At 39.1% G+C, this 5,588-nt stretch carries 7 protein-coding genes; 5 read left to right on the top strand and 2 right to left on the bottom strand.

Annotated elements, in window-relative coordinates:
- From L654_RS1000000127705 to L654_RS0101890, 5 genes are all read left to right on the top strand, one after another.
- Positions 1-92, top strand: a 92-nt coding sequence (locus tag L654_RS1000000127705) for an aminomethyltransferase beta-barrel domain-containing protein (protein ID WP_139016086.1), incomplete at its 5' end; no start/stop codon positions are given.
- On the top strand, positions 92-694 hold the full coding sequence (hflD, locus tag L654_RS0101905) for a high frequency lysogenization protein HflD (protein WP_024607088.1): 603 nt from the start codon (positions 92-94) through the stop codon (positions 692-694). The genes L654_RS1000000127705 and hflD, both read left to right, overlap by 1 nt.
- A 31-nt stretch (positions 695-725) precedes the next feature.
- On the top strand, positions 726-2,096 hold the full coding sequence (purB, locus tag L654_RS0101900) for an adenylosuccinate lyase (protein WP_024607087.1): 1,371 nt from the start codon (positions 726-728) through the stop codon (positions 2,094-2,096).
- 88 nt (positions 2,097-2,184) lie between these two features.
- Complete coding sequence (locus L654_RS0101895) at positions 2,185-3,342, top strand: cupin domain-containing protein (protein ID WP_024607086.1); 1,158 nt, start codon at positions 2,185-2,187, stop codon at positions 3,340-3,342.
- A 154-nt stretch (positions 3,343-3,496) separates the two neighbouring features.
- Positions 3,497-3,955 (top strand): GNAT family N-acetyltransferase, encoded by a 459-nt coding sequence (locus L654_RS0101890; RefSeq protein ID WP_010552647.1) that lies wholly within the window; start codon positions 3,497-3,499, stop codon positions 3,953-3,955.
- A 62-nt stretch (positions 3,956-4,017) separates the two neighbouring features.
- Here L654_RS0101890 and L654_RS0101885 read toward each other — a convergent pair whose 3' ends face one another.
- Positions 4,018-4,464, bottom strand: a complete 447-nt coding sequence (locus L654_RS0101885) for a DUF4826 family protein (protein WP_007580192.1) — start codon at positions 4,462-4,464, stop codon at positions 4,018-4,020.
- A 117-nt stretch (positions 4,465-4,581) separates the two neighbouring features.
- Positions 4,582-5,588 (bottom strand): M28 family metallopeptidase (locus L654_RS0101880; RefSeq protein WP_024607085.1); only part of this gene is annotated, 1,007 nt, incomplete at its 5' end.

Raw genomic sequence — 5,588 nt, 5'->3', positions numbered from 1 at the left:
CACAAAAAGCAGTAACGCCTGGTCAATCAGCCGTGTTTTACGCAGAAGATGTGTGTTTAGGTGGTGGTATTATTGATTCGGTGATTAAGTAATGAATGAACACCAAGTCATGGCACTTGCCGCCATGTGCCAGACTGCTAAACAAGTTCAAAAAATTGCTCAGTACGGCAACAATAACGAACATGATTTAGAAATCTTACTTTCAAGTATTATTCAAACATCTCCGGCATCGCCAGAAGATGTTTACCAAGGTACTGACAACTTACGTGACGGTTACAAAACATTAATGGCGCAGCTAACCGCAGGCGCTCAAAAAGATGTTGAAATTGTAAAGTACGTAGGTGGTTTAATGCAGCTTGAGCGAGCACTCAGTGCAAACGACAAAAGCTTAAACGAATTAGGTAAACGAATTGATGATATTCATCGTCGTTTAGACCACTTTGCTATTACCGATGAGAGCGTTGTTGCCGGTTTAGCAGATATATACTCGTCGGTGCTGAGCCCCCTTGGGCACCGAATACAGGTTTATGGTAAACCCGAGTTATTAAAACAGCAGCTCACTCAAAATAAAATCCGTGCGTTATTACTCGCCGGCATTAGAAGTGCAGTATTATGGCGACAAATGGGCGGTAAACGCCGTCACTTTTTCTTTGCAAAAAGAAAAATACTCGCCATTGCTAAAACAAAAATTTAACTATCGTTCAAACTAAAATTTAGGAGTTATTATGGAGCTTTCAGCGTTAACGGCTATCTCTCCAGTGGATGGTCGCTACGGCAGCAAAACCACTGAACTACGCAGTATTTTCAGCGAATTTGGCTTAATCAAATACCGCGTAACCGTTGAAGTGCGTTGGTTGCAAGCGTTAGCTGCAGCAAGCGATATTAAAGAAGTGCCTGCATTTAGCGAACAAGCTAACGCACTTCTAAACGCCATTGTAGATAACTTCAGTGAAGCTGATGCACAACGCGTTAAAGACATAGAACGCACTACAAATCACGATGTTAAAGCGGTTGAATACCTACTAAAAGAAAAAGTCGCCGATAACAGTGAGCTTCATGCAATAAACGAATTTATTCACTTTGCTTGTACTTCAGAAGATATTAACAATCTATCTCATGGTTTAATGCTAAGCGAAGCGCGTAAAAACGTTTTACTTCCTTATTGCGATGAACTTTTAAGCGCAATTAAAGCTAAAGCAATTGAATACAAAACAATCCCAATGATGACTCGTACGCACGGACAACCTGCTACGCCATCAACTATGGGTAAAGAGTTTGCTAACGTATATATGCGTTTAAAACGTCAACGCGGGCAAATTGCACAAGTAGAGATGCTAGGTAAAGTTAATGGTGCTGTTGGTAACTACAACGCTCACCTTAGCGCATACCCAGATTACGACTGGCACACTCATGCAGATAAATTTGTATCAAGTTTAGGCTTAACACTAAACCCATTTACTACACAAATTGAACCGCATGACTATATTGCAGAGTTGTTTGACGCAATTGCACGTTTTAACACTATATTATTAGATTTTGACCGTGACATGTGGGGTTACATTGCCCTTAATCACTTTAAGCAAAAAACAATTGCTGGCGAAATTGGCTCATCAACAATGCCACATAAAGTTAACCCAATTGATTTTGAAAACTCAGAAGGTAACTTAGGCTTAGCAAATGCTATTTTTGCTCATCTTGCACAAAAATTACCCGTTTCTCGCTGGCAGCGTGACCTTACTGATTCAACCGTATTACGTAACCTAGGTGTAGGTATGGGTTATGCAATTATTGCATACCAATCAACACTTAAAGGTGTAAGTAAGCTTGAAGTAAACGAGCAACGTTTAGCTGACGAGCTTGATCAAAACTGGGAATTACTAGCCGAGCCGATTCAAACGGTTATGCGTAAATATGGCATTGAAAAGCCATACGAAAAACTTAAAGATTTAACACGCGGTAAACGTGTAAACAAAGAAATAATGGCTGACTTCATCGATGGTTTAGACCTTCCAGAGCACGCTAAAGTAGAAATGAAAAAACTAACACCTGCTAATTACATTGGTCGTGCTGTTGAGTTTATTGATGATTTAGTTTAAAAACTAAATTGCTCTTTTAAAAAGCGAAAGGATCATCCTTTCGCTTTTTTTGTTTTAACCCCATTGCACTAACTAGTAGGCATAATGTATGTATCAATTAAAAATAAATAATTTGTCTGAGCAAGAGTTTTTAAGCCATTTTTGGCAAAAAAAGCCGCTTTTAATCAAACAAGGTTTTGCTAATTTTCAAGACCCGCTTGATGCTAATGAACTTGCCGGCCTAGCAATGGAAGAAAGCATAGAGTCACGTATTATCACCAATCATAAAAATGACTGGCAAACGCACCAAGGTCCATTTGAAGACTTTGAGCAGTTAACAGACGATCACTCTACTTTACTCGTGCAAGCAGTTGATCACTGGCATAGCGATGCTGCACAACTACTAGAACCATTTAGGTTTATTCCCAACTGGCGCATAGATGATTTAATGATCAGCTATTCAACGCCTAATGGTGGTGTTGGTCCACATTTAGACCAATATGACGTATTTATTATTCAAGGCGAAGGTAAACGTCATTGGCGTGTAGGCTTACCCGACCCAACACTTAAGCAGTTTGCTCAAAACAAAAAATTACTACAAGTTGAAGCATTTGAAGCTGTAATAGATTGCATATTAGAACCTGGCGATATTTTGTATATTCCACCAGGGTGCCCTCACGAAGGTTACGCTGTAGAAAACGCACTAAATTATTCAGTTGGTTTTAGAGCGCCAAATCAACAAGATTTATTGTCGAGCTTTGCCGATCATATTATTGATACCGAAAGCGGACAAAAACGTTATACCGATCACAACATCACACTAAGAAAATCAAAAGGTGAACTTACAAACCTTGAAGTAGATAAAGTTAAAACACTGATGGCGGCACTTTTAGAAAATGACGATTTATTTAAACAATGGTTAGGCTCAACGCTTAGTCAGCCCAAACATGAAATGGATTTAGCACCAGTAGAACCTCCATTTACACCTGAGCAAATAAGCGATGATTTAAGTGATGAAGAAACTGTGTTTGAGCGTTTAGGTGGCACGCGTGCTATTTATCAGCAACTCGATACCGAAGTGTTATTAAGTGTAAACGGTGAAAATTACGCTATGCCATTAACTGACTTAGCGGCGGTAAAACTACTTACCGATCATACTGAATTTGAAAGTTCAGCATTAAATTTAACAAACCCAAGTTTAGTTTTTACTCAAACTTTTACTACACTTGTTAATGAGGGGCTTTGGTTTAATATAGACCAAGAGTAATAATACCAATTTTATTAATAATGGTGAGCATTTTGCAGCGTAAAATATTATGTATACAGGTTAGTTAAAAATTTTAATTTTCACCTGATATTGGCTTAAATAATTTTGCTGTGATTGCTTACTCATTTTAATTGGCTATCAATAGGAGTTTGCAATGGGCTATCTGGTTGATAAGGTTGAATGGGATATAAAAAAAGATATGCTACAAAAAATTCGAGAGCGAGTTTTTGTTTACGAGTTACATATCCCCAAGCACATCGAATTTGATAGCCTAGATAAAATTGCATTACATGTACTTGTTACAGACGATGCAAACTGCCCTATTGCAACAGGTCGGCTGTGTACAGATGGCTTAATCGGCAGAATAGCTGTATTACCCGAGCACCGTAATCGCAAAGTATATAAATCGCTTCTCAACTTTATTGTTGAATTAGCTTCCAACCAAGGTATAGAAGAAGTAAGCATTAATTGTATTTTAAATGAGGTAGAGCGTTTTAAGCGAAATGGCTTTATTCAGCAAGGAAATGTTTTTATGGAGGCGGGAATTCCTAGGCAACGTATGCAATGCTCTGTTTCGGCGTTTAATACAACTCCCTTCACACTTGTCCATTAGATAAAGAAAAGGGCAATAAATAAGCTATCACCCCCTACTTTTTTACTTAACCCAAACTGTAGTTACTTTGGTTCATTTGCCCATAGTGGTTCATTATCATACATTTCGTACAAGCCATGTGCTCTATTTATAAGTAAGTTAGCAAAATCTACCTGCGTTTTATCACGCGCGCCTGTACTCATAATTTGATCCGCTTTTAATTGCCACTGCAAAGAAAAATAACGCATTGCATCGCGAGCATCTGTAGCTGCACTTACTTCAGCATGATCTGTAGGTAAGCGCCCTGTTACTACCCAATATGTTTTACCGTTTTGGGCTTTAAATTTCCACATTGCACAAAGTGGTGCTAAAAATCGGCTGTCTTTATCAACTACTGATTTTGGCATAATGCCCTTTTCGGCTAAATGTTTTTGCGCTGCTTGAAAACATTCGCGTTGCCACTGCATTCTTTGCTCATCAGTTATAACTTGCTCTTTTGCTGTTAACGGCTTTTTTTCTTGTTGTTGCATTTTTAATAACCTTTTACTTCTTTTTTAACACTCTAAGGGCTTAGTAAATAAGGTGCAAGTATAAAAAGGTCGTTTGCACCTTAAAGCGCTCTGTTTGCTGTGTTTTTAGCCAAACTATTATTTTATATTGTGATCAAACGAACCTACATCACCCGGAAAAACTACTGGAGACTCAACACCGTCTTTACTAACAGAGGCTACACCAAAGTAATAATTATCAATCACTACGTTTTTAAGTGTGTACTGTGAAACCTTACCAACGTATTTACTAAACTGCCATTGCGGCTCGCTCGTGTAACGCCAATAAATTTTATAGCCAGCAATATTTTCATCACTGCTTTCTTGCCATGAAAACGACGTATCAGCTGTAACAGCGCCCTTTATTTTAACTTCTTTTGGCGGTGCGGGTGCCCACGCCATAGACGCCATCGTTACCGCATTAAGTGAAGTTAACTTAGCCGTATAATCAAAATCAACACCTTCAATGGTATCGCCATACTCAACACCATTTTCAGTGCGTAAATCTTGATGCTGACGATCGTAGTGCTCGTTAGTTTCCATAATACGCACTGCTGCAAAACCTGCATCATTAAATGGGCGATGATGCCCACCACGACCAAATCTATCTAATCGATATACAAGCATTGTATCTAAATTAGGAATGTATCTGTCAGCAATAGTATCTATGTAGCGAGCTAAATTACGACTCGCAGAATCGACTTCACCACCTGTAAAGCGCCGAGTATTAGCTTGCTCTTTTGTTTCTACAACACGGGTACCTTCTGAAAATATACGTGCAGTCGTGTTATTAGTTACCCCATTAATACCGGTAATATTGCCAATCATATCGTTGTTTAAAACGCCATGAACTTGCCAGTTATGCTTTTGTGCATAAGCCGTTAATATTTTACCGCCAAACAAACCTTGCTCTTCGCCCGAAAGCGCCGCGTAAACTACCGAACCATTAAATTTGTATTTACTTAAAACGCGAGCTGCTTCAATTACTCCTGCCACGCCCGATGCGTTATCGTTAGCACCCGGTGAATCACTCGTAAAGTCCATAACATCACTTACACGTGAATCTATATCACCCGACATCATCACCATGCGATTCGGCTCGCTCG

The sequence above is a fragment of the Pseudoalteromonas sp. TAB23 genome, from assembly GCF_000498075.1.
Lineage (GTDB): Bacteria > Pseudomonadota > Gammaproteobacteria > Enterobacterales > Alteromonadaceae > Pseudoalteromonas > Pseudoalteromonas arctica.
This window is presented reverse-complemented; position numbering and strand designations above follow the sequence as displayed.

Excerpts from the sequence above, each read along its gene's own strand:
- hflD (WP_024607088.1), top strand. The coding sequence starts at position 92 with ATGAATGAACACCAAGTCATGGCACTTGCCGCCATGTGCCAGACTGCT.
- L654_RS0101895 (WP_024607086.1), top strand. The coding sequence starts at position 2,185 with ATGTATCAATTAAAAATAAATAATTTGTCTGAGCAAGAGTTTTTAAGC.
- L654_RS0101885 (WP_007580192.1), bottom strand. The coding sequence starts at position 4,464 with ATGCAACAACAAGAAAAAAAGCCGTTAACAGCAAAAGAGCAAGTTATA.
- L654_RS0101890 (WP_010552647.1), top strand. The coding sequence starts at position 3,497 with ATGGGCTATCTGGTTGATAAGGTTGAATGGGATATAAAAAAAGATATG.
- purB (WP_024607087.1), top strand. The coding sequence starts at position 726 with ATGGAGCTTTCAGCGTTAACGGCTATCTCTCCAGTGGATGGTCGCTAC.